This is a genomic window from Bacillus sp. KH172YL63, assembly GCF_011398925.1.
Lineage (GTDB): Bacteria > Bacillota > Bacilli > Bacillales > Bacillaceae_B > Rossellomorea.
On the sequence record NZ_AP022842.1, the window covers coordinates 2,350,562 to 2,375,252 of the forward strand.

A 24,691-nucleotide genomic window follows, 5' to 3' on the forward strand; every position below is an offset into this window, starting at 1 on the left:
TTGACGATCACTGTTAATTTATCAATTTCCCCTCTTTACTATTAATTTCTATAGTATAAGAATCATCTTGAATCAACAAGCTTACCTTTTCTGATTTTAAGTAATCCCGTATTCTGTCTTCGAGCTGTTCAGCAAATTTTTTTGCTCCTACATCTCTACTCGAAATAGAAAGCGTCACCATAATCTTTGGTTGGGGGTATACTGTATATCCGACAGTTTGCACTTTATACTCTTTTTTACCTATCAAATCCTGGTGCAATCCTGTCAGGACCTGTCCCCATCTTGTTTCCTGTATTTGTTTTGAAACATTCACTTTCTTTATTTTGACTGGTTTTTCTTCAAGGTGATGAGTGGTCATGATATTTGTTACGATCTCTCTAAGTTCTTTTGTTCTACTTTCCGTGTCCGGAATTTCAATCAAAATGGATTTGGGTTTTCCCCTAAAGTAGATGGCCTGAACATCAATATTAAGTTTCGCGGCTGCTTTTCTCGTTTCAGAGTCGATCAGGGAGTCATTTTCACTTCTCTTCTGGACTTCCTCGCTCTTAACCGGTGTTTTCTCAGCCCTTGCGCGGACTACTTTCCAAGTATAAGCATCGTATCCGTTTGATTGAAGAACATCCGAGACGATCGTTCCAATCTTCTCTTCAATCAATTCAAAGTTATTTACGTGCCCTTTGATTCCAATCTGAATTTCTTTTTCTTGCGTGATGCTTATATTGAAATGATCTTGATTGATCCCTTCTTCTATAAGTCTCTCGGAAATAGAGGCTGAAACCCCTTCATCTTTAAATAATATCTCACCGAAAAAAGGAATTTTCGAAACGACTGTCCCCATTGCCGGGGATACTGCTCCTGAGCCAAGAAAAAGTCCTACAAGTAGCACCGCAGTACTCGAAGCATATATCCATTTTCTTCTCTGCTTTTTCTTGTGTCGCATCCCTTTCTCAATTGCCTGTTCAATTGCATGATTTAATTTATGTTCCGGAATAGAAACCTCGTCGATCTTTTGTTTTAACCGATTAGATAAATCGTTCATCAGATTCACCTCTTTCAAGATCCGTTTTCAACTGTTGTATGGCTCTATGTATTCTTGTTTTAACCGTTCCCTGGGGACATTTTAATAATGCTGCTATTTCCTTGATCGGGAGGTCATGATAATACCTCAAAATGATAGCCGTTTTATAATGGGGGTCCAAACGCTCAATTGCTTCACCCAAATCTAACTCATCTTCCACTCTAATATGCTGAGAATTTGGAAAATCCCCCATGTCCTCAAAAGGGACAACCTTATTTTTCTTTTTCATATAATCCAGAGCAGAATGAATCAGGATTCTTGTTAACCAGGTTGAAAAATACCGTGGTTCCTTTAATTTTTTGATTGAGATAAAAGCCTTATAAATTGTATCTTGTACGATATCAAGCGCATCATCTTCATTTTTTACATATATATAGGCCATTCGATAGAGCTTGTTTTTTTCTTCTTCAATAAGCTCCTGGAATGCCTTGTCATCACCTTTTTTTGCTCTGCGGACCTTTTTCTCCTCCATCAATGCCTCACCTCTTTTTCTACACGTTAGACTGAGGCAATCAGTAAAACGTTTCATAAATATTGAATGTTTTCTAACTGACCTATACAAATATTGATACACACAAAACGAGAAGACCCGTCAATCGTGACGAGTCTTCATCATTCTACTCTCAAAATAAACCTGCAGTGATGTACTTTATTTCCTCACCAACAACTCCACCAACCCATGATAATGAGGCTCCCCGTGGCCAACGTCCAATTGTAATGACTGAGAAGTCGATATAATCTCATATCCTTGAAAGAATCCTTCAAGCTCTTCTTTCGTAAAATAATGGGTGTAGTTCCGTGTTTTCGGATTGAATACCGTATTCGACTCGGCATCCACCTTTAGATGGCTCCTTCTTTCAAAGCTCGGATCATTGGTATCAAAGGCGTGAATGTAAATCATGCCTCCCTCCATCAACCCTTTCTTCACTTTGGTAATAATGGCTGCGATCCCCTCGTCATGGAAGAAGTTCAGGACGTTGGATAGGATGATCAAAGAGCACGAACCAGCCGGAATATCGTACTCGGTCAGGTCTGCCACCGTAGTTTCTAAGTCCACTCCGGCAAGGGAAGCATTCTCCCTGCACCGGGCAATCGCCTCATTCGAGACGTCGACTCCTTCCACATCAAAACCTTTGCTGGCAAAGTAAATGGCATTTTTCCCTTCACCTACTCCAAGGTCAAGAACTTTTCCGTTTAGTGGTATCACATTCTCATAGCGAACCAGTGTGTCTTTTGGCTGACACCCCCAAAGAGTTTGGTTTTCTTTATACTTTTTATTCCAATACATCTGTGCTTTCCTCATGTGTCCCTCCTCTTAGACGTGCTGATCAAGTACAGAATGATAGCGGACAATACAATTGAAATAATTGAGACAATGGCTGAATATCGGGTGATGGTAAAAAAGAAGTCGGGATAGGGAGTGGATGTGACCGTATATACCCCGTCCCCCTCCGGTTCCTTCCATACTCTTTTCGTACCGATCAATAAGAGTAAAAATGTTAGAATAAAAGAGTACATACCCGTTTTGACGATGATTTTCTCCATTCCAATCCCCTATTCCTTTATCATTTTTTGTACATTCATTTTTTTTATAGCTGATGTCTCTCGTACTACGAGTATACTAAACGTTGGATAATACTTCCATACCCAACAACAAGATATGGAAGAGCTGATATAATAAAGCTTAAAGGAGGAAAGCGGCTATGATCATACGGGAAAGGGAACATTCATTTATCATGATCGAACAGCATCACCACGCATTTATTTCAGGTGAAATCATTCAGCATATCGACAGAAAGTTTCTGCAATCAACTGATTACTTCGAATCTCTCACTCTGTCTGCTTACCAACACGACAGAAGCTGGATCGGACTCGATGCATGCCCGATTTGGAATGACAGTGAGAAGAAACCCTTCTCTTTCTCTGACTTTCCCCTTTTGCTGAAGCTGGCCTTTTACCAGAAAGGGGTAGATGAGATCGAAAAGATGAATCTGTATGCCGGCCTCCTATGCAGCATGCATTTCTATTCATTCTTCACACAATCATCAAACCGTGATTGCCTGGCATTTATGGATAAAGAGGATGAGAGACAAACACGTATCAAAAAGGAGCTGCCTGAACTAGATAAAGAACTTCTTCAGCAACATTTCACACTGCTGCAATTTTCTGATGATCTCTCTTTATATCTTTGTTTAAACGAACCGGGTGTGGAAAAAAGTAAAGAGCATCCCTGGTTCATCAAAGGATTCAAGCATACAGACATGTTTTCCAAAACTCAAAAGCTCCTCAACGCCCGCTGGCTTGATGAGGTTCACGTCGGACTGGATCCATTCCCTTTTGCAGATGAATGCAGGGTCCACCTGCCGTATAAAAAAGTCTCTAAAGAAAAGATTGAGAAGCTTGGAATTGCGAAAGCTTATGAAAACAGTGAGAGAAAGGAACATAGCTTTATTTTTACTGATTGAAAAAGATCCGGCTCTCTTCCGCATCCACCAACAGGTCGAGCGGACTAAGAGCCTCATCCCTTTTAAAGGGCCAAATCGAAGTAAGCCTCACTGACTAACATCGAGCAAATGGATATGCTCAAAATCCCCCTTGAAATTCTGTTCCCCGTATCCAATCTATTTAAAATAGAAGGCTGTTTTCGTAAACTTTGTTGTTATGTTAATAGATTTTCGGACTTTGTGCTATTTTATATTTATATAGGAACTTTCTGAAACTTAATATTGGTTGAACCGTATTAAAAGAGTAGAGATGAAAGGAGATGGTTCTATGGCCCAATGCACAAATTGTGATTATAAGTGGAAAGCCAAAGAAATATGGTCACTCGGATTTTCAAAGAAGGGAAAAGACTGTCCTAACTGTGGGGTTAAGCAATATATTTCCTCTGAAACTCAACGGACATTTACTTTAGGGTATCTAAGTCTTGTATTTATTGTGATTTTCCCTTTCATTATTAAGTTGAGCGATAAAGACGAACCTTTATGGTAGGTTCTCAATAAACACAATTGATAATCTCAAAAGGCAAAAGGCTAGTAATTGCTATCCTTTTTTTATGTCCTCACGCAATCTTTCTAAATGAATTTACAGTTGCATAATTAGATTTTTGACACACAGAAACAAGCATTTGCTCTACTCGTTTATCAAATGCTAAATCCTTTCCTAATTCGAGCCAACGGAACCAATAAAGGTAATTGTCCAAATAATGTGTACCCACACCTTGGAAACGCCCGAACCACCCTTTTAAGCGGTTGTGAAAATTATTAACGTGTTGTATGTGGTAGATACCCTTCTTAACACGTTGTTTTTGTCGTTCATTAACTGTTTCGTGCAATAGTCCTTTGAGTTTGGCAAACTTCTTGTACTTAGTGGCTGTATCTGTGCATAACAAAGCAGACGGGTGAATATACTCACCTATCACAGTGTCAATTTCTCCGGATTTAATACGCCCTGTTCCCGCTTTTCGAGCAACCATATTGCCATTTCTATCTTGTGCTACTACAACAGCAATTTTAAGGTTAGAAATACCTCTTTTCTTGTCTTTTTCACCACGTTTCTTGGCTTTTCTGTGTGTAATTTCACGACAACCTTTTAAAGACTCACGAAAGAAGGTTTCGTCACTTTCTATGATACCTTGCAATTGATTAAAACCAAGTCTTCCTAATGCGTTCAAGATTTTATGTCTCCAATAAAATGCAGTAGAAGTGTGTATTTGAAGTTTTTCAGCGATTTTGGGTAGAGTAAATCCATCCACCATTAGTTCAATGTATTTAACCCATTTTTCAGGATAGCGTGAGCCTGAAAATGGCGTATTGGTCATATCATTGGATGTTTTATTGCAATCCTTACATAGATAGCGTTGGCGAGTACGATATTTAGCATTACGTTTAACAGACGTACTTCCACAATGAACACAAGCCATACCTGAAGCAAAACGTGCTTCACGAATAGTTTTGAGTAATTTTGTTATTTTTATCTGGCTCTTCGGGAAACAAATCCTGTTTCATAGCGTCAAATAAAGCCATTTGCTCTGATTTCGTCAATTCTCTGAATTCTTCATATACATCTTTCCACATACTCGAACGCCCCGTTAAACTGCATTATATAAACCTTTATACTGTATGGTCAAGAAAGCAACAATCTATACGAAAACAGCCAAATAGAAAAATCACTTCTCCCCCCCTATTTGTGTGGTAAAAAGAAAGTTTATATGGATATTTTGTTACATCACAACTTTTTTTCAATTCTTTTCATTCACAATCTATTGTTTCATCATTGCCCTTTATCTATCATAGAATCTATCACTCTTGAGTAATGAAGATGATCTCAGTTACAACTATGAAAAGAGGAATGAAGAATATGAAAAACAATTCACCCTATCGAACGATCTGGAGGTGGCATTTTTATGCGGGAATCATCATAGCCCCCTTCTTGCTCATACTCGCTGTCACAGGCTCCATTTACTTATTCAAACCACAAATTGAACACACTCTTTATAAGGACTTCTATGAAGTGAAGGCACAAGGCGAGATACTTTCCCCTTCCGAGCAAATCGAAATAATCAAAGGTCTGTATCCAGATGCCCAGATCACTAAATATCGGCAAGGTGAAAATCCCGAGCGTTCAAGTGAGATCGGGATCATTACAGACAACGGTTCTACAACAGTATTCTTAGACCCGTACTTCGGTAAAGCATTGGGGGAATTAAAGCCGGAAGATAAAATCATGAATAAAGTTGAGGAAATCCACGGCGAATTGATGGCCGGCACGTTCGGAGACCGAATCGTGGAACTTGCTGCATGCTGGACAGTCGTGCTGATCGTTACTGGCCTGTACCTTTGGTTCCCACGTAAAAAAGATAAGCTCCATGGTGTATTTTTCCCACGTTTCCGAAAAGGAAGAACCATTTTGTTCAGGGATCTCCACGCCGTACCCGCTTTTTGGATTACAACCGGCATGCTTTTTCTGATTATGACTGGATTGCCTTGGTCAGGATTCTGGGGTGCGAATTTCCAAAATATCATGACAAATACCGGTGCGGGGTATCCCCCTTCCATCTGGTCTGGTGAGCCGCCTGAGTCCGCATTGAAAACAAAGGAAATCGCAGAGGTACCATGGGCCGCCGAAAATCTAGAGGTCCCGGTATCCGCATTGGAGGGGTTCACTCCCCTGTCATTGAATGATGTGGCAGCTATTGCAGAAGGAAAAGGAATCAAGCCAGGCTATACCGTATATATCCCACAGAATGAAAATGGAGTCTACACTCTTTCAGCTTTCCCAGACAGGGCTCAGGATGAAGTCACGATGCATCTTGATCAATATACAGGAGCGGTACTGTCAGATTACCGTTATGTCCATTACGGTCCCGTTGCTAAAGCCGTAGCCCTCGGCATCACGCTTCACACCGGAAAGCAATTCGGGTTGATCAACCAGTTGTTCAGCCTATTCATCTGCCTTGGGATCATTTTGGTCGTCGTAAGCGGATTCTACCTATGGTTGAAACGGAAACCGAACACAGGAATGGGTGCACCTAAAGGGCCTGGCATCTTAAAAATGAAACCTTTCCTTTTGTTGATGATTCTGTTAGGAATCCTGTTCCCGCTTGTTGGACTATCACTCATTGTTGTATTGATTCTCGATTGGCTCGTCATCAAAAGAATCCCTGCCTTGAATCAGTTTCTAGGTGGGGAATAAGAAAGGAAAGTATGTATGAAAATCTTGATAAAATCTATCAGTCTTTTATTCCCTTTCATGATACTCGGTGCTTGTTCGCTGAACGAGAATGCAGCCGACCTCTATCATCAGGAATCCCCTCTTCAGGCAGAAGTAAGCATGCCAGAAGATTTTTCCGGAAGTGAACCAATAAAAATTTATCTTGAGCAAGACGGGCATCCGGTTGAAGAAGCTGATTTCGCCCATGTGGAAATATGGAAGGGTGACGGAAAAATCCATGATGAAATGAAGGAAGCAAGAAACGTAGGACAAGGAAACTATACATTCAGCAGGAAGCTGAGCGATGATGGATTGTATTACATCAAAGTTCATGCAGGAAACAACGGCTCGATCATCATGCCGACGCTTCCTTTTGCTGTAGGGGAGCTGTCTAAAGCAGATATCGAAGCATTAAATGCCCAGACGACCGTTGAAAGTGACACTCACAGTGGCCATCATTAAAAAAGTATGTATGAAGAAGACCGGATGAAGGGTCACCCGGTCTTTTTTTGCTATTTTTCGGCTGCAAGATAGGGTGTCTGATGAAGATATCGGCGGAATTTTAATTTTAACGGCGATATCTCACGTTTATCGGCGAAATCCCAGATATAACGGCGGTTTCTCACTTTTATCGGCGAACATCACTTTCCCCCTACCTTAAGAAGAAACCGATGCCTTTACTTCCTCCACCACTTCTTTCCTTTCCAGTGTTGTCGTAATCACATAATATAACACGGTTCCGGTCAATCCCAGCACAAGCAGGATACCTCCCATCGTCAGCGGGCTGACCCATTCTCCTACGATAATAAGAAGTGATGCGATGATCATCGCGCCATAAAACGTCAAACTGTAAAAGGCCATGTATGTGCTTCGGGCGTTTGAAGGTGCAAGGTCTCCGATCATCGCCTGTTTCACAGGTACGTACATCAACTCACCGAATGTGCCGATAAAGGCCAGTAGGAACAGAAACAGAATGTTGTTCGTGAAAGCAAAGGCACTGAAACAAAGGGTAAAGATGAACATCCCCGTCACTAACGTCCACTTGTCCTTCCACTTTCTAAACAGGAACAGCACGACCGCTGATAATACAACGACGAGAATCGTATTCTCGGTTCTCAGGAAGCCGAGCATCCTAGTTCCGTCAAGCATAAAAGAGAAGCCAAACAGCGAAGTGGTTTGTTCAGGGATATCCCTCTCCAGCCTGATGCCGACATAGTTCGTCAGGGATTGCTCGAGTGTGAAAATGAAGACGGCCCCGATGATGTAGAACATGAATAATTTATCTTTTAATACGGTTGAATAGCTCTGAACCATTCCTGCGGATGAAGTCTTGCCCTCTGATGTAGAAGGTTCTGGTGTGTAGGTTTCTGAGATGAAGAGAATTGTCATCAGGACAGAAAGGAGCGTGACCCCTGATATGCCAAGAAACAATTCGAAGAGATAAGACTTGAAGAGAAATGCTCCAATGATGCCCCCGATGGCTGTTGCAAGGTTTCCAAGCCAGTAGCTGATCGTAAATACAAGTTTCCTTGATACAGAATCTGTCACATCAATGATCATCGCCTGTGCAGCCGGTTGGAACATGCCGCCTGCGAACATATTCAAAACGAAAAATGCTGCCGATACATACGGAAGATCAAACCATGGTGAATTGCACAGTGCAATGAAGAGGTATGTTACCATGATCCCCAGTTCTGCATAAATCATGATTTTTTTGCGACCGATTTTATCCGAGACGTGCCCCCCGATAAACCCGCCGATAATGCCGCTGATCACGATCAGGACGAGGATGATGCCTGTCTGTGTTGCCCCGATTTTCTGTGCAAAATAGATGGCCATGAACGGGATGACAGCCATGGATACAAGTCCCCCAAGAAACTGCATCGCGAGCCGCAATTTAAGGTTCGGGTGAATATCTCTTATTCTCACAGTGGACCACTTCCCTTCTTATCCGGTCCGAACAGCCTCAGCGCCTGCACTTTCATATTGTGCCAAATCGGATTCGAGTGATCATCGATGAATGTTAACCTCAACCCGTTCAGCAGGGATATGTATGATTGAGCTATCAAGACAGGTGAACCTTCGTAAAATTCCCCGAGCTCCTGCCCCGCTTCTATTACAGGGTGGATGCGCTCGACAAACACATCGACGAATTCACTTAATTCATTAAACAATACCGGGTACCGGTCCGGCCTTGCCAGCACCTGCTGTGACAGGCGAAGGAAGTCTTTATTCCGTGCAAACACATCGAGCTGACAATCGATCATATTCTTTACAATTTCCATGGGCGTACCCTCATACCGACCTTCAATCTCAATGAAGTATGGCTTGATTTCCTCCAACGGCTCAAGTATCGCTGCTTCAAATAGCACTTCCTTTGTAGCGAAGTAAGTGAACACCGAACCAAAGCTGACTCCCGCTTCCTTTGCTATGGTGGAGATTGTTGTTTCAGCAAACCCGTTTTCACTGTATACCTTCACGGCGGCTTCAAGAATCGCTGCTCTTTTTTTCATTTTATTTTCCTCACGGGACATGCGTTTCCCTCCTCTTTCAAAATTGATTGATTAATCAATCTTTATTCTAATCGCAACAAATTCCATATTCAACCAATAGTTTTCGACAAAAAAACCGTTTATTGACGTGTGCACCCATCAATGAACGGTCATCATTTCATTCCAAAATTACAGGTTTTTGTGTTTGTTTTTCATACACTCTTTGTCCTTGTATACTTTCACAACGACTACTTCCCTATCAAGGGTTTCATTATTACGGGCATCCTTCAGCTCCACGTAAAAGTAGTACGTCCCCCGCCGGTTGTACGTAGAGACGATACTGCCACATGAGTTTATTATCACTGGTTCAAATATATGGACACCGACTCTATTAAAACGAATCGCTTCTCCATTACTGAATGAAAATTCGATGTCATGTCTCTGATCGCTGTCTCCGAGCGTCACTTGTATATACGTCGGGATCTCTGTTTCCTCCGTTGAAAGTGCACACACCTGGATAGGCTGCTGCTGACCGACAACAGTAAAAGCAGGTACGCCTACTAACTTTACCGCATATGCCATACTGATCACCTCCTTTATGAGAGGATGGAATAGTATATGAAAATAATAGAGAAAGTGGTTAGATGTTTAACTAGAGAAATGAAAAATTAGAATAAATGAAAGAGGAACCCGACACATGGCCGGGTCCCTCTTCTTTTGTCCTTTACTCTATTCAGTTAACTGAGAGCATTCTCTCAAAAATAATCTCGTAGTCGGTCGGCTTACCATGGCCATTATACTTCAATGGCAGGACCTGCACCAATCTCCAACCTTCAGCTGCATACTCCTCTATGATTTCCCGATGCTTCGGTTCGGTGAAAAATCCTCCTAAACTTGTCTGGACGTATGTGTATTCATACATGATGACCCCTCCGTTTCTTTCTATATATACGGACGGAGCTGATAATCGGTTTCATGTTTCTACTGTGCTAAAAAACACAAAGAAATCTTCAAACGTGTCGATGATGACTTGGCATACTCCATCATTGCGGCTCAGTCTTTTTGTGTGTATCAAAATTGTTATGAAAAAAGGAACATCACGCGTCACTCCCCCATTTCGATGCACCTAAAAAACAGCCCTGCATCGACAGGGCTGTTTCTACATCTATTTAACTATACGCTACCTCTTTATCCCTCAACCCCAACGCTTTTGCCGTCGACGTATGGATTTCTCTGAAGAGCTCAGGGTTTTCACCAAGCGCTATCCCATAAGAAGGAATCATTTCTTTGATCTTCGGCTCCCACTCTTTCATATGCTGCGGGAAGCATTTGTCCAATACTTCAAGCATGACATGAACGGCAGTGGATGCGCCTGGAGAAGCTCCCAATAGGGCGGCGACGGATCCGTCGGCAGCGCTCACCACTTCTGTACCGAACTGAAGTGTTCCCTTGCCTGCATCTGTGTCTTTGATCACCTGAACACGCTGGCCTGCTACGACGATATCCCAGTCCTCGCTCTTGGCGTTCGGGATGAATTCACGCAATTCTTCCATGCGCTTTTCATTGGACAGGAGTACCTGCTGAATCAAATACTTTGTCAGTCCCATCTCCTTGACGCCGGCTGCTAGCATGGTGAAGAGATTATTCGTATTCACCGATGTGATCAAGTCCAAATTCGAGCCGGTTTTCAGGAATTTTGGTGAGAATCCGGCAAATGGTCCGAATAGAAGGGATTTCTTTTTATCGATATAACGTGTATCCAGATGGGGCACCGACATCGGAGGCGCTCCGACCTTCGCTTTCCCGTATACCTTTCCGTGGTGCTTTTCGATGACTTCAGGGTTGTTGCACACCATGAAGAGTCCACTTACCGGGAATCCGCCGATCTGCTTGGATTCCGGGATGCCGGTTTTTTGAAGCAACGGCAGGCTTCCCCCGCCTCCACCGATGAAGACGAATTTCGCCGTGTGGTATTCCATTTTAATGCCGTCGATGTCATGGACCTTCACTTCCCAGGAACCATCGGGCTTCCGCTTAATGTCTTCCACACTGTGTTGATAGTTGATTTCGACGCCTTTCGTCTCTAAGTGATCGAACAACATACGTGTCAGTGCACCGAAATTGACATCGGTACCTGAATCGATTTTCGTCGCCGCGATGGGATCCTCCGATGTGCGCCCTTCCATAATGAGGGGGATCCACTCCTTTAATTTCTGTGGATCATCTGAAAATTCCATGCCTTCAAAAAGAGGGCTGCCTGACAGCGCTTCCAATCGTTTTTTCAAAAATTCAACGTTTTCTTTTCCCTGTACCATACTCATATGAGGAATCGGCATGATGAATTCTTTCGGGTTGCTGATCAGATTCTGATTAACGAGATAAGACCAGAATTGACGTGACAGCTGGAATTGTTCGTTTACTTTGATTGCTTTTGTAATATCGATCGAACCGTCAGGCTTTTCGGATGTATAATTGAGCTCACATAGAGCAGAATGGCCCGTGCCGGCATTATTCCATTCGTTTGAGCTTTCTTCGCCTGGACTTGCTAGTTTTTCAAACACTTTGATTTCCCAATCCGGTGCCAACTCTTTCAGCAACGCACCTAACGTCGCACTCATGACTCCGGCTCCGATTAAAATAACGTCTGTTTTCGTCTGTAAGCTGCTCATAATAACCTTCCTCATCCACTATATTTGCAGGCGCGAAATACAGGCACCTTCATGTGTTCATATAAAATCGATTCTTATACCATTATACTTATTTACTGGGTAAATTATCTAGTATTATCTGATAATTATAAACTATTTTAAGAAAAAACAAAAGTGAGAATACTATATCTTTTCAATCATATACAGAGGTAAACAGAGGCCGCGCGCCTCTATTGAGCCATTCAGGCATCAAAATATCGATGATGAATCTTCCTGCAGGATAAAGGTAAGAAATCGTTTTGCAGAAAAATATTTATTATGCTTGGAACACTTTCTCAGTCATTCCTCAGGTGATCCCTTGCCTCTAATCACGGTACCCTTTTCCTATTACCTTTCCATTTTCTTTAGATATGTACACATCGATATCCCCCCTTGAATGGTTCCCTGTATAAAACACGACGATATAGACAAACTGTCCTTCATACTTCATATCATTTAAGCGTCCCATCCTGCCGTCGATTCTCTCCTCCTTGATCGAAGCATTCTCCCACTTCCCTCTGAGTTCTTTCTTCTCAAAAGAGGAAAGGGAGTTATATGCCTGGATGATGATTGGATTGATGTCATCATTCCCTTCCACTGAGCCGCACCCAGCCAAACATACAATACACGTTACTGCGATCAACCAACCTTTTAACATGATGAATCCCTGCTTTCATCTTTAATAGTGAGAATCGACAAATAAAATTTCAGAATATATTGACAAAACACGTTATGGGAATCATATAATGGTAATACCATAATCATTATTGGTAATACCAATTTGGAGGTGTTGATTGTTGAAAGAACGTTCATCCGACATCATAGCCCGGGACATTTCCCGTTCCATCTTACAGGGGGAACTGAAATCCGGAGACTCCCTTCAGGCGGAAAGGGAAATGGCCGCCCGCTATAAAGTGGGAAGGCCGACGATCCGTGAAGCCCTGCATCGACTTGAAAGCGATGGATGGATTACAAGCAGGAAAGGAATGCCTGCAACCGTGAATGACTACTGGAAACAGGGAAATTTAATGACCATCGTCACCATCCTTCAACATGAAGATGAGATTCCTGACGAATTCATCGTTCATATGCTTGAGCTGCGGATTTCACTTACCCCGGCATACTTCAAGGATGCGATGGAACATAACAGATTAAAGATCATCTCTTTATTCATTCCGATTGAGGAAGGGTTAGATACTCCACAATGGTATGCAGAGTTTGATTGGCGTATTCAGCAGGAGGTGGCCATGCTTTCAAACAACCCCATCTACTTCCTCATCCTGAACAGCTTCAAGGACATCTATTTAAGAATGGCTGAAAAATACTTTCAGGACCCGAAACACCGGGCAGCATCCCGTGAATATTACGATATTCTGCTTAAGAGACTGTTGGATGGTGATATTAAAAAGGCTGAACACACGGTCCAGGACATGATGGAAAAAAGTCTGGAACTTTGGAAAAAGAAAATGAATGGAGGCAGTGACGAATGAAAGAAAATCGTTTGTACCGGGATTTCTTCCTTCACTTCGATATTTTGGTCATGGTGGGGATATTTCTTGTTGTTCTTGGGTTCCTAATCTCAATGGAGCTCACATTATTCAGTGTGCTGTTTTTTCTGATAGGAATTGTAACCTATATGTTCAGCGAGTACCTTACCCACCGATTCCTCTTTCACATCAAATCACCAAAGAATCCTTTTCTACTGAAATTAATCAAACGCTTACACTATGATCATCATAAAGAACCTAACGACTTGAAGCTGTTGTTTCTTCCCATCTGGTATAGCGCCCCCAACCTGTTTCTGCTCTGCTTGATATTTTATTTTGTGACCGGGTCCATTACCGCAACTCTCGCCTTTACCACGGGCATCCTGTTTATGTTCTTTGTGTATGAATGGAAGCACTATGTCGCTCACCGGCCTTTCAAACCGAAAACAAGATTCGGCAAATGGCTGAAAAAAACGCATATCCTGCATCATTACAAAAATGAAAATTATTGGTACGGTGTTTCCACGCCTTTCATCGACGTTTTGTTCGGGACCCTGAAAGACGAAAAAGAGGTGGAAACGAGCCAGACTGCAAAGGATTTAGAGAAAAGAGCATGATAAAGAGTCCAGCCTGGCAAACCCTGTCAGGCTGGACTTTCTTATTATTCCCACTTAAACACATAGCTGGCAAGTGTGAAACCGACAACAAGCCAGGCACTTAAAATAAAGGTTTCCATACCCAGTTCCATAAATGGTGTGCCAAGGTTCATCGTTTCCCTGAGCGCTGAACTCAGATGAGCGATGGGAAGGATTTTCACAACAGGCTGGAGGAGTTCCGGCATATTGTTGATGGGGAAAAATACGCCCCCAAGGAATAGCATCGGAAACGTGACGAATCCGGCAATCGGCCCTGCACTTTCCGGGTTCTTCGCGAGTCCTGCAATGATGAATCCGAGAGCCATGAATGCAAGCGTGCCAAGGACGATAAAGAATATCATCGCAAGCCATGAGCCTGCTACATTGATATCAAAAATAAGGTCGGCGATGAGTACGACGAGCAGTGCCTGTGTGCCATTCAATACCAGCCTGGCCGATATCTGGGCCGCGATGAAGGTTGAAGCCTTCAGGCGCGTCCCCTGCATCCTCCGCAATATGCCCCTTTCTCTCCAGGCGGAAATTTGTCCCGCCACCCCGTTCATATTGTTGCTCATGATCATCATGGCAACGATGCCTGGTACAAGGAAATCCACATAGCGCAGGTTCAACGCGTCGATCCCTATCTTTTCGATCGTGACGAGGGGCTTATAACCGGCGAGGTCTTTGCTGTATTGATCAATGATCCCATTCACGACCGTCAATCCAAGTTCTGAAGAGGCCAAATTTTTCTCATTGAAATAAACTGGCAGGGAAAATGCGGCATTTTCATCGTTCACGTTCTTTTCATATCCTTTAGGGATGTCAATCAAGAGCTGGATGTCTCCATTTCCAACTGCATCTTTCCCGGCTGAAACTTTACTGTATGTAGCCGCTTCGATTCCTTCATGCTCTAGGAATAATTCCGTGATTTCCTTTGAAGCGTCTGACTGATCATTGTCGACAATCCCCACTGTGAGCGAAAGGGAATTTCCTCCGCCGGCAAATGAACCCAGTGCCACCATCAAGATGACCGGGAAAAGTAATGTGAAAAACAGGACCTGCTTGTTCCGTCCAAAAATCCGTAGTTGTGCCAATGTCAGCTGCCAATAAGCTCTCATGATTCACGGAGCCTCCTTCCTGTCATGGAAATGAATACGTCTTCCAACGTAGCTTGCCGGGTCACGAGATCCTGTATGGTCATGTTCCCCTCTGTCGCTGACTGGATCAGGGAAGTAAGTGTCTGCTGAACGTTATTTGTATATAACTGGACAAACCTATCCTTGATCGAAGCTTCCTCTACCCCGTCCAATCCCAGAAACCACGATTGCTCCGGTGGATCTGAAAGATGGAATTCAATCGTACTCGTCGACTGAAGGGTCTTGACGAGATTCATAGGCGTATCAAGTGCGATCAGTTCACCTTGATCCATAATCCCGATCCGATCACAAAGCACATGGGCTTCATCCATATAGTGGGTGGACAGTATGACGGTTTTCCCCCTTTCCTTCAATCTCAATACAATGTCCCAAAGGGTCCGCCTCGCCTGAGGGTCAAGCCCTGTCGTCGGCTCATCGAGGAATACGATATCCGGATCATGAATCAGTGCAAGGGCAATCGCCAATCGCTGCTTTTGTCCGCCTGACAATCCTTTCACCCGGTCTTTCTTCTTTTCGGTGAGAAGCATGTCCTCAACCAGCCCGTCTATATCCACATGACTCGGATAAAAGCTGGCGTACAGCCTGAGGATTTCATCCACCTTCAATAATTCAAACAAGGAAGTGGATTGAAGCTGGACCCCGATCACCTCTTTCACCTGATTCACTTGAGTCCGCACGTCAAACCCGGCCAGACTCGCCGTTCCTTCATCAGGCTTTCTAAGTCCGACAAGCATTTCGATCGTGGTCGTTTTACCTGCACCGTTAGGCCCGAGCAGCCCGAAGATTTCCCCTTTCTCCACCTGAAAACGGACGCCATTCACTGCTGTAAATCGGCCGTAGGATTTCACAAGATTCTTTACATCCACCATGACTTCATTTGGCATAGTCTTCCTCCTTTAAAAAGAAATGTGACCGCCCATAAAAGAGCGGTCGTCTTCTGCTGCTTATACGCGATGATGATCCCCACGCCAGTTCTGCACTGCAAGCTTAATGTCGTTCGGACTTAGTGACTCTGACACAGCTCTTTCAACCAGTGCAGGAAATTCTTCATCCGGTGCGAATCGCAGCGCAATGATTTGCTTCAATTCAAGCCGTGAATCGAGCTCTTTACCTGTCAACCTGTAATAACGGAATTGTTCCTCTGTCCTGATGACCCGGTCCTGCACCTGAAGTGCATATGTCCGCACCTTTACCCCGATCATGATGACCGTGAAGACGAGAAACAGTACAATGAAACTGATTAACGTCTCATCCCCAACATTCTTCACAAAGAATACGACAGTCAGAATAAGAGTAATGAGTGCCGACAGACCGATTCCAACATGATAGACAGGATCCAACTTTCTGTGGTTTTCATAATTTTGTTGATTCATATAGGCCTCCAATGGTTGATGTATTCATTATATACTAGAAATAGATATTATTGGGCTTTCTGCAACTTAATATCATATTCCCCTAGGACATATAGAATTCATAAAGACAGGTGTTTTTTTATTATTCTATATTTTCCCATTTGTTGGTGATATTATTAAAGATAGAAACAATCTAATCGGTGTCTACTTCATATTTTATGACTGGAGGTGTTTCACATGGTTTGGTTATTCGTCCTGATTCCTTTTTCATTTATGTGTGGGGTTGTCATTGTAGGAAGTATCAAAGAGACCATTTTTGGTCAAGGCTACCTGAAAGGAGACTGCTACGACACATACAAAAATGAAGGGTTTGAAGCGCACTGCAGGGGGCAATCCAATCATCTGAAGTTCTGGACGGGTGGACGATAAAACGATTATTTAGGAATAATGCCGGGACATAAATAAAAGCACCTCACTCCAAAGACCCACCATTCCCTGCTAACATTATCCAAATTACCTGTAGGGGCCCTGGTGAATTCCGCAGAAGGCTTCGCTTTCCGCGGAATTTGGGGTCTCACCTAGCCCGCTTCTCCTGTAGGATCCTTGGCCTTGCATTCCAATCAACAACGGGAGACCGTTTGAACTTTATTCCAAATGAAAACAAAAATGTATTTTCTCAAACCTACTTGCTATATCCCCCACCAATTCTTAATCTACTGCATGCCACTTCAGATCTTCATCTCTGAAAACATTTGTGTTTTCAGGATATCCAAAGAAATACAGCTTATTTCCTTCCTGATCATATGCACCTGCACCAAGGTCATCCAACTGCGGGGTGAAGGGAAGCAGAAACGAAACCCTCTCTCCCTTGGTTATGGATTTTCTTTTCCCGGCTTTTATTCCTTGAGGGCATTTTTATAACGTAAAGCCCTTTTGATTACGAAGAAGAGAGAGAAGACAATCACTGCACCGTACATCAACTGCTTTGTCATATACCCTGCGTAAGTCTCAGGCTGATACCCAAAGTTCACCAACAATAGTATTAGAATGACGCTGATACTGAATGATTTTTTCATTATTCCTTCCCTCCTTCCCACCAACTGTCAGCCTACCACACAAGCTGATCTCGTGACAGGGCTCATTGGTTTTTCATTGAAGCCCTCACCTTGTTAATCTCATACTCCGATACCTGCACCAACCCGATGGCGGCACTTTCACCATCACAGCCCTGCAGCGAAATGAAACCACTTTTTTCTTCCACCCCGTCACAAGTTGCACTGTTTGTTTCTTCCCCTGTTTCTGATGTCACCATATAGTTCACCTGGTTGCCGTCATATTTCAATTCATTGATACTGATTTGATTGTTATAAAAGTTGGAAACCGTCACTTCAACCTCATTTTTGTTTCCTACCATATCCACAAATGTCAGTAGTTTATTCAGGTTCGTGACATTCCCTTCCTCATCCACAATCGTATCCCCGTTTTCAGTCGCTTCCTTCAATGTGTAATGATTACCCTCATCTTCCTGGGAACATCCTGTGAATAGGACTGATCCTGTCAGCATCATCAACGCGATTCTTTTAAACATATCCCCATCTCCCCATCATTCTTTTATATTGAGTATAGCGGATACATGATGGGAATGAATCTTCCCCATATTTTTGTTTTCCATATTTCTCATAGGAAAAGCTTCTTTTTTCGCGCTTAACCTTATCAAAATATTAATATTGTAATAATGTAGGGATCCCTTTTTACTCGTATACGTCTTCCCTTAAGTGGAATCCATCGGCGATGATCGTTTCATCAATATTTGATCTGTCTACAGATATGGGTTCGAGCAGGACTGAAGGCACCTCGATTTTGCCATTGTTGATTTTCTTATCCGTGTCGATGTATTCGTTTTTTGCAAGGGCGATGGCGAGAGAGGCCGCTTCCCGGGCAAGGGTGTTGATTGGTTTGTATACGGTCATGGTCTGGGTACCATGTACGATCCGGCGGGCAGCGGCAAGCTCTGCGTCTTGACCTGCGATGGGGATTTTCCCTTCAAGACCCGCTTCCTTCAATGCTTTCAGCGCCATGCCTGCAGTTGCATCGTTCGCTGCAATAACGGCATCAATTTCAAGTTCATTCGCCTGCAACGCTTCCTTCATGTTGACGTAGGCATTTTCCGGGAGCCAGTTTTCTGTCCACTCATCGTATACGATTTGGACATCCCCTTGATCGATTGCTGCATTCAACACGCTGAACACACCTTTTTTCATCAAATGCGCATTATAATCGGTATCCGCCCCGCCGATATAAACATATTTCCCTTGAGGGACAAGGTCCTTGATCGCCTTGGCCTGAAGTTCCCCAACCCGTTCGTTATCAAAAGATACGTACAGGTCGATATCGGCATTTCGGACGAGACGGTCATAGGAAACCACTTTGACCCCTTCACGGTGGGCTTTCTGGACAATCGCCGCTGCTGCTTCCGCATTGTAAGGTACAATGACGAGCACATCGATCCCCTGACTGATCAATGTTTCTGCCTGCATGACCTGGAGCGCGTCGTTCCCCCTCGCTTCCATAATTTCCACTTCTGCACCCATCTCTTCAACGGCTTGTTTAAAAAGGTCCCGGTCCCTCACCCACCGCTCCTCCTCGAGTGTATCCATCGAGAATCCAATCTTTACGACCTCTAAAGAAGCTTTCATTTCTTCCCTTTGTATCTGCTCGACTGGATTCTTTTTCTCACAGGAGAAGAGAATCAGAATCATGACCAATACGAGGGTTGCGTATATCCTTTTCTTCCAATGAAACATGGCGTCTATTCCCCTTTATGCATGTGATCCAAGTAAATTCTTTCGATACTCTTTCGGAGAAAGGAGTGTGACTTTCTTAAAGACCTTGCTGAAGTAATTCGGGTCATGATAGCCGACTTCAAAGGTGATTTCCTTGATGCTTTTCTCCATATCCGTCATCAAAACCTTCGCCTTCTCCATCCGGCACTCAGTCAGGAAATCGATGTAATTGATCCCTTGTTTTTCTTTAAACATTTTACTGATGTAAATAGGGCTTAAATTTACTTTTTGAGCGAGGGATTCCAATGAGATGTCTTCATGGGAATGCTCTTTGATGAATTGCTTGATAAGATGGAACGTATCGCTCTCGACATGTGTGAATCGATTAATATAGGCTTCCTTCATCCGGGTAAAGAGCCGTTCCGTTTCCAGCCAAAGCCTCCGCGTATCACCGGGCTGTATGTAGAATAGGGGCGCCTCTGTCTCCACCCCGCATTCACTCAACGTCCAGGATATCCTCCAGAGCACCTCTTGTGTCCGCTGCTGGATGTATGCCGGCGTCCGTTCTTTCTCCATCAGTGTGAATGCCGCTTTCATCTGGGAAAGGACCTCGTCCCATTTTCCGGTTCTGATTTTTTCCATTATGTCTTTTCGGTCCATCATTTCTTCATGCCGTTTACCAGAAGCGTTCGAGTGGTGATCAAAGAATGTGTATGTATGTCCCAAACCGGCTTCGGCAGTAGCCAGCAGCGCTTCCTCGTAAGATTGACGCACCATGTCCATAGAGTCGTACACTTTACCGATTCCGATGGTCCATGCCTGCCCGCTCCCCATACCGATCGAGAGCAGCTCCCTTGCAAGGGTGGTTGCCTGGCTTCGATAGGTGACACCCGGTTTCCTGAATACAATGATCGGAAGCTGCCTTCCGTACAGTGCCCCAGTCCATCCATCCTTCATGACTCTCTGCCTGATGGATGAGTAATGGTTCTCACCTGCTTCAGGGATGGAGATCACCATGACGAACATGTGATGTGAAGCACGGAAGTCCATCATGTCCATCAGCATATCGACATGAACCTCATGTACGTGATCGAACAATAATTGCGTAACCACATCGGTCTCCATCAGCATCTGAGCTTTCTGCCATTTATCTTTTAGCCGGAGTTCTTTCTCCAACTGCTCACGCTCTTTTTCAATATCTTCAATCACCCTTCCGATTGTCTGGACGATTTCGGAAGCCTTGCTCGGCTTTAATATATAGTCTCGTGCCCCAAGCTTGATCGCGGCTTTCATGTAATCGAATGTATCGTAGGCTGTCACCATGATGAACTGAGTATCCCTTTGCTCTCTTTGAATCTGTTCCATTGTTTGAAGTCCATCCATACCCGGCATTTTGATATCCATCAGGATCAACTCCGGGGCATGCTCCCTCGCCAAATCTACAGCCATATTCCCATTCTTTGCCTGGTAGAGGATGAGGTCGGGAAAATTCCTTTCAAGGATCGCCTTCACCCCATCCCTTTCCAGTTGTTCATCATCCACTATTAGAAGCTTGATCATATCTTTCCGCTCCTTCCCTTGTGATCCTCAACATAATATTGGTCCCTTCTCCTACTTTACTTTGAATCCGGAGTACATCTTCATATCCATAAAATAATTGAAGCCTTTTCACTACATTGCTGAACCCGATCCCAGTGGAATGTCCTTCCCGGGATACTTCTTCATGGAGGATTTCCCGAATTTTTTCCTGGGGCATTCCGGCTCCATCATCCTGGATTTCAATACAGATGTACGAATCTTCTTCATATACCCGAAACAGAATCGTCCCTCCATCCTCTTTCGGTTCGACTGCATGGATGACGGCATTTTCAATGATTGGCTGCAGTGTCAATGCCGGTATCCTTGCATCGAGGCAAGTCTCATCAATATCCGTATGGAGCTGAAGACGGTCGGTAAAACGTGCTTTCTGTATATGAATGTATTGCTCGAGCACCAGTATTTCATCCCGTAAAGTAACGGAACGGTTCTGGCGTTTCAGGTTATATCGAAGAATGCCTGCCACGCTTACAAGAAGATCGCTCGTTTCTTCCGACCCTTCCAGATATGCTTTCTTTGAGAGTGTGTTCAGTGTATTAAATAGAAAATGGGGATTGATCTGACTTTGAAGGCTGCGAAACTGACTTTCCTGCAACAGAAGCTTGCTTTCCTGCAGTTCCCTCTCCAATGTTGCCTTCTGTTTCATTTCCAGAATAAGATTATTAATGTTGATCCGCATCCGGTCGAAAGTTTTGGCTAAGAAGGCAATTTCACCGCTTCCTTCGACCCTCACCTGCCGGCTGAAATTCCCCTTGGACAATTCATTTGCCGCCTTCGTCAGCTGAAAGACCGGGCGAGTGATACCCAGTGAGAACCAATAAGAGCCCACGAGGAGGATGCACGTGATGAGAAGGAGAACCCAGATGCCAAGCTTGATGACTTCCGCCGATTGTTCCATGATTCCCCTGTACATCCCGTTATACGTCGTCAATTCTTTATCGATGAGGTTCAATGTCATTTCAGAAATATAGCTCGAGATCCGGTTCGCTTCGGCAAACTCTTGCGCCGAGGCTTCAGCATCCCGCTCTTTCTGAAAAAGTATGAAGCGGTCCGTCGTTTCCACGAGGCTGTCAATCAAATGAAGATAGTTGGTCAACGTAAAGTCATTGTCCACATTCCTTAAAGAATAGATTCCTGTTTTCGCCTCTATCAGCTGTTCCTTGCTATTTTCCAGTTTTTGAAGCGTATCATGATTGGTGTCCACCATATAATTATTCAAGTCGGTCACAACCTGCTGACTCGTCCTGGATGCTTCATTCATATCAAGGTAGCGATTCAGAATCTCATTATACTGTTCGTGAGTCCGGTAATTATAATAGGTAAGCGCAAGCCATATCGCTGACATGATGATCATGACCAGCGATGTCAAGGTAAGGATCTTTTTCTGGATGATCGTCATTGGTCCTTCTCCACTCTCATGATTTTCAATCCCGTCATATACCCATTTTCATGAAGGGGGACGGTCTCTCCGTTCAGCCACTCTTCCATCAGCCTGACGCTCCACTGCCCCATCTTCTCCGGCTCCTGCTGGACGACACCGTCGATCAACCCTTGAGACAGCAGCGTCATGGACTCAGGTCCATCATCAAATGAATAGATGTAGTACGCCTCTTCTTGTGAGCGCTTACTTATTTCGTCGATCATTGCCCCCAGATTCCCAGCATTGACGGAGATGAAACCGGTGATGTCTGGATAATGATTCATCACGTCCCTCGTTGCGGTGATGATCTGGTCACGCTCCCATCCGGTTTCCCCGACCACAAGCTCTATGCCGGCATGCCCCTTCATCACGTCCCTGATGCCTCTCACACGTTCCTCCTGATAGTACTCTGGTTCACGGTCCATCATCAGGACAATCCGGCCCTTTCCGTTCATCTTGTGGACGATTTCCTCTGCGATCAGCTTCCCTGCTTCATACTGATCTGATCCTATATATGTACGGCGCAGACTTTCCTCCATCGGCACATCATTGGCGACCGTGATCACCGGTATCCCGTTAAAAGAAGCCTTCACCTTTGTCAGCTCCTTGAATTCAGGTGTATCAAGACCCTGTATCAGGATCCCGTCGACCTTTGCATGAATGGCGACTTCGATATTTTTCAGGAATTCCTCCTGATTTCTGCCGAAGCTCCCCCATACCTCAAGGTTCACCCCTTCCTCTTCCGCCTGCTGTTTCGCCCCTTTGGCCACCTTGTCCCAAAACGGCGTCTGTGTATCCTGGGTTATCAGCACGATCCTGTGCCGGTCTTCACTTGCCGTCCATTTCACCGCGGGGAGGTGGACGTCTGCTTCCAACACTCTTTTCGCTGATAAAAATGTTAAATGACACAATATGAGCATGGCTATCAAAAGCCCTATCAAACGTATTTTACGCACCCTACCGTTCCCTCCCGACAGTGAAAACTCCTACTTTTATCATAGCACAGGGTTCATACCCGGAGTGATGCTGCCAACTATTTTTTCTGAACAAAAGGGAGACGGCCTTCCCGGCTGAAATACAACAAAGCCAGACTCCTTAGGAATCCGGCTCTATCCTATTATCTTTTCTTCCGAGTCATCACATCAAAGATGACCGCACCCGCAAGCACGCCTCCCCGGATCATATATTGATAAGAGATCCCTACACCAAGCAGGTTCATTCCACTCGTCAATGATGCCATGACGATGGCACCGATGATGGCACCTGTCACTTTTCCGACACCGCCGGCCGATGATACCCCACCGACGTAGGCGGCAGCAATCGCATCAAGCTCAAATAATGTACCGGCAGTGGTCGTGGCCGATTGAAGACGGGAGGTGAATAATATCCCTGAAAGTGCGGCAAGCATCCCCATCGAACCGAAGACGATATACGTGATTTTCTTGACATTGATTCCGCTCAGATGAGCCGCTTCCGGGTTGCTTCCAACCGCATAAATATGGCGGCCGAGAACCGTCCGGGATGTCAGGAAGTGGTACAGGATGACGACGATTAGGATGATGATGACCGTCCATGAGAAACCATGGTATCCAGCAAGGATCCATGTCACATAGCCGATGATGGCTGAAACGAATACGAGCTTCAAAGCAAAGATCGGCAGAGAGATGACTTCAAAATCATATTTGATCTTGTTCCGTCGTGTGGAAAATTCACTGTAAATATAAAGAATGATGCCAATTAGCCCCACGAGAAGGGATAGAAGATGCAGTCCGTTCACTTCCATGATGGAAGGGATGAACCCGTTGCCGATGGCATTGAAATGATCATCCTGGATGATGATTGTCCCCGTCTTTTCCGTTACCTGCAAAAGCGCTCCCCGGAAAATCAGCATTCCTGCCAACGTTGCAACGAATGATGGGATCCCGATCTGAGCCACGAGCAGGCCGTTGAACAATCCGACGATCGCACCGATAACAAGGATGATCGGAATCGTCAGCCAGGTTGAAAGTCCGGCCTGTGTGAGCAGAATTGCGGCAATGGCACCGAGGAAACCCGCAGCATAACCGACAGACAGATCAATATGCCTGATGACGATGACAAGGGTCATGCCGACAGCAAGCACTGCGATATAACCTGCAGAATCCAATAGATTGCTAATGTTTCTTGACGTAATGAATAAACCGTCTGTCATAAAAGTAAATGTCAGTATGATAACAAATAGTGCAATATACATGCCGTAATCACGGATATTATCGCGAATCAGCATTCTCGCTTCCTGAAAAATATTCATAT

Annotated in this window: 26 protein-coding genes and 1 pseudogene; 6 read left to right on the forward strand and 21 right to left on the reverse strand. The window is 44.2% G+C overall.

Going from position 1 to position 24,691, the window contains the following annotated elements:
- Positions 1 to 13: 13 nt before the first annotated feature.
- The 4 genes from KH172YL63_RS11935 to KH172YL63_RS11950 form a co-directional block, all read right to left on the reverse strand.
- The gene (locus KH172YL63_RS11935) at positions 14 to 1,039 is read right to left on the reverse strand and encodes a DUF4030 domain-containing protein (RefSeq protein ID WP_173106312.1); all 1,026 of its coding nucleotides are present in this window, start codon (positions 1,037 to 1,039) and stop codon (positions 14 to 16) included.
- Positions 1,023 to 1,607: a sigma-70 family RNA polymerase sigma factor gene (locus KH172YL63_RS11940; RefSeq protein ID WP_232066005.1), complete on the reverse strand. Its 585-nt coding sequence runs from the start codon at positions 1,605 to 1,607 to the stop codon at positions 1,023 to 1,025. Before KH172YL63_RS11940 ends, KH172YL63_RS11935 begins: the two co-directional genes overlap by 17 nt.
- 120 nt (positions 1,608 to 1,727) lie before the next feature.
- Positions 1,728 to 2,381 carry a class I SAM-dependent methyltransferase gene (locus tag KH172YL63_RS11945; RefSeq protein ID WP_173106313.1) on the reverse strand — a complete coding sequence of 218 codons (654 nt, stop codon included), beginning with the start codon at positions 2,379 to 2,381 and terminating at the stop codon, positions 1,728 to 1,730.
- Positions 2,378 to 2,623, reverse strand: coding sequence for a hypothetical protein (locus KH172YL63_RS11950; protein ID WP_173106314.1), 246 nt, complete (start codon positions 2,621 to 2,623; stop codon positions 2,378 to 2,380). Before KH172YL63_RS11950 ends, KH172YL63_RS11945 begins: the two co-directional genes overlap by 4 nt.
- Positions 2,624 to 2,781: 158 nt before the next feature.
- Here KH172YL63_RS11950 and KH172YL63_RS11955 point away from each other — a divergent pair, with 158 nt between their 5' ends.
- Entirely contained in the window at positions 2,782 to 3,543 is a 762-nt protein-coding gene (locus KH172YL63_RS11955; protein ID WP_173106315.1) for a DUF3891 family protein, read from the forward strand.
- Positions 3,544 to 4,139: 596 nt separating this feature from the next.
- On the opposite strand, the pseudogene KH172YL63_RS11960 reads toward KH172YL63_RS11955, so the two are convergent.
- Positions 4,140 to 5,154, reverse strand: a pseudogene (locus KH172YL63_RS11960) (IS1595 family transposase).
- A 274-nt stretch (positions 5,155 to 5,428) separates the two neighbouring features.
- On the opposite strand from KH172YL63_RS11960, the gene KH172YL63_RS11965 reads away from it, so the two are divergent.
- Together KH172YL63_RS11965 and KH172YL63_RS11970 are read left to right on the forward strand one after the other, a co-directional pair.
- The gene (locus KH172YL63_RS11965; RefSeq protein WP_442858728.1) at positions 5,429 to 6,772 is read left to right on the forward strand and encodes a PepSY-associated TM helix domain-containing protein; all 1,344 of its coding nucleotides are present in this window, start codon (positions 5,429 to 5,431) and stop codon (positions 6,770 to 6,772) included.
- Between the two features lie 15 nt (positions 6,773 to 6,787).
- On the forward strand, positions 6,788 to 7,252 hold the full coding sequence (locus tag KH172YL63_RS11970; protein ID WP_232066008.1) for a FixH family protein: 465 nt from the start codon (positions 6,788 to 6,790) through the stop codon (positions 7,250 to 7,252).
- A gap of 195 nt (positions 7,253 to 7,447) precedes the next feature.
- On the opposite strand, the gene KH172YL63_RS11975 is transcribed toward KH172YL63_RS11970, so the two are convergent.
- The 6 genes from KH172YL63_RS11975 to KH172YL63_RS12000 all read right to left on the reverse strand — a co-directional run bounded on the left by KH172YL63_RS11975 (position 7,448) and on the right by KH172YL63_RS12000 (position 12,627).
- On the reverse strand, positions 7,448 to 8,719 hold the full coding sequence (locus KH172YL63_RS11975; protein WP_173106317.1) for an MFS transporter: 1,272 nt from the start codon (positions 8,717 to 8,719) through the stop codon (positions 7,448 to 7,450).
- The gene (locus KH172YL63_RS11980) at positions 8,716 to 9,324 is read right to left on the reverse strand and encodes a TetR/AcrR family transcriptional regulator (protein ID WP_173106318.1); all 609 of its coding nucleotides are present in this window, start codon (positions 9,322 to 9,324) and stop codon (positions 8,716 to 8,718) included. Before KH172YL63_RS11980 ends, KH172YL63_RS11975 begins: the two co-directional genes overlap by 4 nt.
- Positions 9,325 to 9,471: 147 nt before the next feature.
- A complete protein-coding gene (locus KH172YL63_RS11985) occupies positions 9,472 to 9,864 on the reverse strand; it encodes a hypothetical protein (protein ID WP_173106319.1) in 393 nt (130 codons plus the stop codon).
- Between the two features lie 151 nt (positions 9,865 to 10,015).
- Entirely contained in the window at positions 10,016 to 10,204 is a 189-nt protein-coding gene (locus tag KH172YL63_RS11990) for a DUF4177 domain-containing protein (RefSeq protein WP_173106320.1), read from the reverse strand.
- Between the two features lie 247 nt (positions 10,205 to 10,451).
- A complete protein-coding gene (locus KH172YL63_RS11995; RefSeq protein ID WP_173106321.1) occupies positions 10,452 to 11,951 on the reverse strand; it encodes a malate:quinone oxidoreductase in 1,500 nt (499 codons plus the stop codon).
- A 343-nt stretch (positions 11,952 to 12,294) separates the two neighbouring features.
- Entirely contained in the window at positions 12,295 to 12,627 is a 333-nt protein-coding gene (locus KH172YL63_RS12000) for a hypothetical protein (protein ID WP_173106322.1), read from the reverse strand.
- A gap of 136 nt (positions 12,628 to 12,763) precedes the next feature.
- Between KH172YL63_RS12000 and KH172YL63_RS12005 the strand changes: the two genes are divergently transcribed.
- Together KH172YL63_RS12005 and KH172YL63_RS12010 are read left to right on the forward strand one after the other, a co-directional pair.
- A complete protein-coding gene (locus tag KH172YL63_RS12005) occupies positions 12,764 to 13,459 on the forward strand; it encodes a GntR family transcriptional regulator (protein ID WP_173106323.1) in 696 nt (231 codons plus the stop codon).
- Positions 13,456 to 14,073, forward strand: a complete 618-nt coding sequence (locus tag KH172YL63_RS12010; RefSeq protein ID WP_173106324.1) for a sterol desaturase family protein — start codon at positions 13,456 to 13,458, stop codon at positions 14,071 to 14,073. The genes KH172YL63_RS12005 and KH172YL63_RS12010 overlap by 4 nt, the downstream gene beginning before the upstream one ends.
- A 44-nt stretch (positions 14,074 to 14,117) precedes the next feature.
- On the opposite strand, the gene KH172YL63_RS12015 is transcribed toward KH172YL63_RS12010, so the two are convergent.
- Genes KH172YL63_RS12015 through KH172YL63_RS12025 form a run of 3 tightly spaced genes read right to left on the reverse strand, consistent with a single transcriptional unit; the run spans position 14,118 to position 16,621 of the window.
- Positions 14,118 to 15,209, reverse strand: a complete 1,092-nt coding sequence (locus KH172YL63_RS12015) for an ABC transporter permease (protein WP_173106325.1) — start codon at positions 15,207 to 15,209, stop codon at positions 14,118 to 14,120.
- Entirely contained in the window at positions 15,206 to 16,132 is a 927-nt protein-coding gene (locus KH172YL63_RS12020; protein ID WP_173106326.1) for an ABC transporter ATP-binding protein, read from the reverse strand. The genes KH172YL63_RS12015 and KH172YL63_RS12020 overlap by 4 nt, the downstream gene beginning before the upstream one ends.
- Before the next feature lie 60 nt (positions 16,133 to 16,192).
- Complete coding sequence (locus KH172YL63_RS12025) at positions 16,193 to 16,621, reverse strand: DUF6526 family protein (RefSeq protein ID WP_173106327.1); 429 nt, start codon at positions 16,619 to 16,621, stop codon at positions 16,193 to 16,195.
- A gap of 216 nt (positions 16,622 to 16,837) precedes the next feature.
- Here KH172YL63_RS12025 and KH172YL63_RS12030 point away from each other — a divergent pair, with 216 nt between their 5' ends.
- A complete protein-coding gene (locus KH172YL63_RS12030) occupies positions 16,838 to 17,029 on the forward strand; it encodes a hypothetical protein (protein ID WP_173106328.1) in 192 nt (63 codons plus the stop codon).
- 467 nt (positions 17,030 to 17,496) lie between these two features.
- Here KH172YL63_RS12030 and KH172YL63_RS12035 read toward each other — a convergent pair whose 3' ends face one another.
- The 7 genes from KH172YL63_RS12035 to KH172YL63_RS12065 form a co-directional block, all read right to left on the reverse strand.
- Positions 17,497 to 17,676 (reverse strand): hypothetical protein, encoded by a 180-nt coding sequence (locus tag KH172YL63_RS12035; protein WP_173106329.1) that lies wholly within the window; start codon positions 17,674 to 17,676, stop codon positions 17,497 to 17,499.
- A gap of 62 nt (positions 17,677 to 17,738) precedes the next feature.
- Positions 17,739 to 18,188 carry a hypothetical protein gene (locus KH172YL63_RS12040; protein WP_173106330.1) on the reverse strand — a complete coding sequence of 150 codons (450 nt, stop codon included), beginning with the start codon at positions 18,186 to 18,188 and terminating at the stop codon, positions 17,739 to 17,741.
- Between the two features lie 163 nt (positions 18,189 to 18,351).
- Entirely contained in the window at positions 18,352 to 19,404 is a 1,053-nt protein-coding gene (locus KH172YL63_RS12045; RefSeq protein ID WP_173106331.1) for a sugar ABC transporter substrate-binding protein, read from the reverse strand.
- Between the two features lie 15 nt (positions 19,405 to 19,419).
- A complete protein-coding gene (locus KH172YL63_RS12050) occupies positions 19,420 to 20,943 on the reverse strand; it encodes a response regulator (RefSeq protein ID WP_173106332.1) in 1,524 nt (507 codons plus the stop codon).
- The gene (locus KH172YL63_RS12055) at positions 20,918 to 22,378 is read right to left on the reverse strand and encodes a sensor histidine kinase (RefSeq protein WP_173106333.1); all 1,461 of its coding nucleotides are present in this window, start codon (positions 22,376 to 22,378) and stop codon (positions 20,918 to 20,920) included. The genes KH172YL63_RS12050 and KH172YL63_RS12055 overlap by 26 nt, the downstream gene beginning before the upstream one ends.
- Positions 22,375 to 23,355, reverse strand: a complete 981-nt coding sequence (locus KH172YL63_RS12060; protein ID WP_173106334.1) for a sugar ABC transporter substrate-binding protein — start codon at positions 23,353 to 23,355, stop codon at positions 22,375 to 22,377. Before KH172YL63_RS12060 ends, KH172YL63_RS12055 begins: the two co-directional genes overlap by 4 nt.
- A gap of 161 nt (positions 23,356 to 23,516) precedes the next feature.
- Positions 23,517 to 24,689, reverse strand: coding sequence for a sugar ABC transporter permease (locus KH172YL63_RS12065; RefSeq protein ID WP_173106335.1), 1,173 nt, complete (start codon positions 24,687 to 24,689; stop codon positions 23,517 to 23,519).
- Positions 24,690 to 24,691 lie beyond the last annotated feature (2 nt).

What these genes read in the sequence shown, in the direction of transcription:
- KH172YL63_RS12045 (WP_173106331.1), bottom strand. Translation starts at nt 19,404, where the DNA reads ATGTTTCATTGGAAGAAAAGGATATACGCAACCCTCGTATTGGTCATG.
- KH172YL63_RS11950 (WP_173106314.1), bottom strand. Translation starts at nt 2,623, where the DNA reads ATGGAGAAAATCATCGTCAAAACGGGTATGTACTCTTTTATTCTAACA.
- KH172YL63_RS11965 (WP_442858728.1), top strand. Translation starts at nt 5,429, where the DNA reads ATGAAGAATATGAAAAACAATTCACCCTATCGAACGATCTGGAGGTGG.
- KH172YL63_RS11980 (WP_173106318.1), bottom strand. Translation starts at nt 9,324, where the DNA reads ATGTCCCGTGAGGAAAATAAAATGAAAAAAAGAGCAGCGATTCTTGAA.
- KH172YL63_RS12050 (WP_173106332.1), bottom strand. Translation starts at nt 20,943, where the DNA reads ATGATCAAGCTTCTAATAGTGGATGATGAACAACTGGAAAGGGATGGG.
- KH172YL63_RS11985 (WP_173106319.1), bottom strand. Translation starts at nt 9,864, where the DNA reads ATGGCATATGCGGTAAAGTTAGTAGGCGTACCTGCTTTTACTGTTGTC.
- KH172YL63_RS12040 (WP_173106330.1), bottom strand. Translation starts at nt 18,188, where the DNA reads ATGTTTAAAAGAATCGCGTTGATGATGCTGACAGGATCAGTCCTATTC.
- KH172YL63_RS12000 (WP_173106322.1), bottom strand. Translation starts at nt 12,627, where the DNA reads ATGTTAAAAGGTTGGTTGATCGCAGTAACGTGTATTGTATGTTTGGCT.
- KH172YL63_RS12020 (WP_173106326.1), bottom strand. Translation starts at nt 16,132, where the DNA reads ATGCCAAATGAAGTCATGGTGGATGTAAAGAATCTTGTGAAATCCTAC.
- KH172YL63_RS12035 (WP_173106329.1), bottom strand. Translation starts at nt 17,676, where the DNA reads ATGAAAAAATCATTCAGTATCAGCGTCATTCTAATACTATTGTTGGTG.
- KH172YL63_RS11990 (WP_173106320.1), bottom strand. Translation starts at nt 10,204, where the DNA reads ATGTATGAATACACATACGTCCAGACAAGTTTAGGAGGATTTTTCACC.
- KH172YL63_RS11940 (WP_232066005.1), bottom strand. Translation starts at nt 1,607, where the DNA reads ATGAAACGTTTTACTGATTGCCTCAGTCTAACGTGTAGAAAAAGAGGT.
- KH172YL63_RS12055 (WP_173106333.1), bottom strand. Translation starts at nt 22,378, where the DNA reads ATGACGATCATCCAGAAAAAGATCCTTACCTTGACATCGCTGGTCATG.
- KH172YL63_RS12010 (WP_173106324.1), top strand. Translation starts at nt 13,456, where the DNA reads ATGAAAGAAAATCGTTTGTACCGGGATTTCTTCCTTCACTTCGATATT.
- KH172YL63_RS11955 (WP_173106315.1), top strand. Translation starts at nt 2,782, where the DNA reads ATGATCATACGGGAAAGGGAACATTCATTTATCATGATCGAACAGCAT.
- KH172YL63_RS11995 (WP_173106321.1), bottom strand. Translation starts at nt 11,951, where the DNA reads ATGAGCAGCTTACAGACGAAAACAGACGTTATTTTAATCGGAGCCGGA.
- KH172YL63_RS11970 (WP_232066008.1), top strand. Translation starts at nt 6,788, where the DNA reads ATGAAAATCTTGATAAAATCTATCAGTCTTTTATTCCCTTTCATGATA.
- KH172YL63_RS12025 (WP_173106327.1), bottom strand. Translation starts at nt 16,621, where the DNA reads ATGAATCAACAAAATTATGAAAACCACAGAAAGTTGGATCCTGTCTAT.
- KH172YL63_RS12030 (WP_173106328.1), top strand. Translation starts at nt 16,838, where the DNA reads ATGGTTTGGTTATTCGTCCTGATTCCTTTTTCATTTATGTGTGGGGTT.
- KH172YL63_RS11945 (WP_173106313.1), bottom strand. Translation starts at nt 2,381, where the DNA reads ATGAGGAAAGCACAGATGTATTGGAATAAAAAGTATAAAGAAAACCAA.
- KH172YL63_RS12065 (WP_173106335.1), bottom strand. Translation starts at nt 24,689, where the DNA reads ATGAATATTTTTCAGGAAGCGAGAATGCTGATTCGCGATAATATCCGT.
- KH172YL63_RS12015 (WP_173106325.1), bottom strand. Translation starts at nt 15,209, where the DNA reads ATGAGAGCTTATTGGCAGCTGACATTGGCACAACTACGGATTTTTGGA.
- KH172YL63_RS11935 (WP_173106312.1), bottom strand. Translation starts at nt 1,039, where the DNA reads ATGAACGATTTATCTAATCGGTTAAAACAAAAGATCGACGAGGTTTCT.